This is a genomic window from Bacteroides sp. CAG:189, from assembly GCF_000432295.1.
Taxonomy (GTDB): Bacteria; Bacteroidota; Bacteroidia; order Bacteroidales; family Bacteroidaceae; genus Bacteroides; species Bacteroides salyersiae.
In genome coordinates, this window is the sequence record NZ_HF990959.1 from 1 (window position 1) to 2201 (window position 2201).

Annotated in this window: 3 protein-coding genes; all 3 read left to right on the forward strand. The window is 37.1% G+C overall.

The genetic code is table 11. The features are described 5' to 3' along the window. Window positions 1-23: 23 nt before the first annotated feature. A complete protein-coding gene (locus tag QVP90_RS00005) occupies window positions 24-572 on the forward strand; it encodes a chromate transporter (RefSeq protein WP_081504159.1) in 549 nt (182 codons plus the stop codon). Continuing rightward, window positions 569-1093 (forward strand): chromate transporter, encoded by a 525-nt coding sequence (locus QVP90_RS00010; protein ID WP_007481239.1) that lies wholly within the window; start codon window positions 569-571, stop codon window positions 1091-1093. Before QVP90_RS00005 ends, QVP90_RS00010 begins: the two co-directional genes overlap by 4 nt. An 896-nt stretch (window positions 1094-1989) precedes the next feature. After that, window positions 1990-2201 (forward strand): hypothetical protein (locus QVP90_RS00015; protein ID WP_288203518.1); only part of this gene is annotated, 212 nt, incomplete at its 3' end.

Here is a 2201-nt window from a genome sequence, read left to right on the forward strand (position 1 = left end):
ATCTTTTATGTATTCAGCAATATATGTATCTGACTCTTTTTCTCAACTTCGTAAAAATAGGAATGTTTACCATAGGTGGAGGATATGCTATGATTCCGCTTATCGAGCGTGAAATCGTGAAACGCCAGTGGATGACTAAGGAAGATTTTATGCAGATGTTTGCTATTACCCAGTCTCTGCCCGGAGTTTTTGCTGTTAATATTTCTATTTTTGTCGGTTACAGGCTGAAAGGCTTTTGGGGTAGTCTGGTTTGTGCTTTAGGCACTATTTTGCCTTCGTTTGCCATTATACTGATAATAGCTTTGTTCTTCAATCAGTTCCAGGATAACCCTTATGTCATCAGGATATTTAATGGAATCCGGCCGGCTGTTGTTGCTTTGATCTTGGTGCCCTGTCTTTCGGCCATTAAGGCTATTCGCATGGGTTATATGGAATTGATAGCCCCGATCATAGGAACTTTGTTGATATGGAAAGCAGGTGTATCCCCGGTATATATCGTATTGGCGGGTATTGTCGGCGGATTGGTTTATACATTATGGCTAAAAGATAAATTGAAAGGAGGAGATATATGATCTATTGGCAATTAATCTATGTTTATTTGAAAATCGGATTGTTTGGTTTTGGCGGGGGATATGCCATGCTTTCGTTGATTCAGTTCGAGATTGTAGATCGGCATCATTGGCTGACGTTACAGCAATTTACGGATATTGTCGCTATTTCACAGATGACTCCCGGGCCTATCGGGATAAATAGTGCCACTTATATTGGCTATTCGGTGACTGGGAGTGTTTGGGGGGCTGTTGTTGCGACGGTTGCTGTTTGTCTGCCTTCATTTCTTATGGTATTGTTTATCTCTTACTTCTTTGTGAAATTCAAGAATAATAAATATGTTAATGCGGCAATGTCAGGCCTGTTGCCTATGTCCGTAGCTTTGATCGGAGCTGCCGCTTTGCTGCTGATGAACGGAGAAAACTTTATAGATTATAAGAGCATTTTAATATTCATTGCTGCTTTTATTCTTACTTGGAGATATAAAGTTCATCCGATTCTGATGATCTGTCTGGCCGGGGTGATGGGATTTATTTTGTATTAAGCAATCGTAAAAAAATAGATTGTCGCATACCGTACAGTGAGAAAATCGCACGTCTGATTTTAACATTGTTAATTCCGTTTTCTTGCATATCATTCCTTTTTTTGCAAAACATTAATATCTTGTTGGTAAAGAAGCGTATTCCTGCCGACAAGAATACGTGTTTAACACAACATTAAAAGCGTATTCTTGCAGGTTGAGAATATCGGTTCATTTGTTTATTGAACGAATGGTTAATGGTTTGATATACAATGGGTAATATCGTACATTGTTATTCCCCCTGTATTGGACATCCCTCATTGGCTCGGAAAATAGTTCCTGCCTGTACTTGTCAAAATAGTAACATTTTCCTCTCAGAATAATACCGGGCAAAATTTAAACAGACTCATAATCTGGAGGTCCTTGGTTTAAACTTAGGTTGTTATTTGTTAAAAAAATCAAGTATTTACGAGAAATTACAGGTGCTTTTTCTTTTATTGATGAACTTCAGGTGACCTTTTTGTGCGCAAAGTATATTCACACGGGGAGTATCTGATTTCATAAAAGTGCATACGATTTCATGATATTTTTCTATGTTGTGTAGCCATTTCTCTTGAGGAAATTAGCTTTCTCTTATCAAGAGAATAAATGGACTCTTTGAGGTGGAACTTTTAATCCACAAGTTTGTAAGAAAGATAAATATTGTTTAATTTTGTCATGATAATACATCTTACAGTTTTAAATCCTACAATTTAACAATTATGGAAAAAATAGATTATAGTTGGTGCTATGTAAGTTCGTCATCTAACACTTGTTCAAAAGGCGACGACGCTGTTGTATACCACAATTGTAGCATGTGTGATGAGCACTATGTTTATTGTGACGATGATTGCATGATTGATTATGACTAAGCTTGACTCATGGAAGTAATACGTCAGGAGCAAATTTGGTTTCGTGATCATTTAGTAAGACAGCCTAAGCAGAATATCAAGTACAGACTATCCCATTTCGTTGTTAAACAAGTAACTGACGATGGAATACTGTTGTATAACAATGTAACGGGCTGTCTTCTCTTTTTTAAGTCTGAGAAAGATATTAAACCTAAAATCCGCAAGCAATCTCAATGGCAATC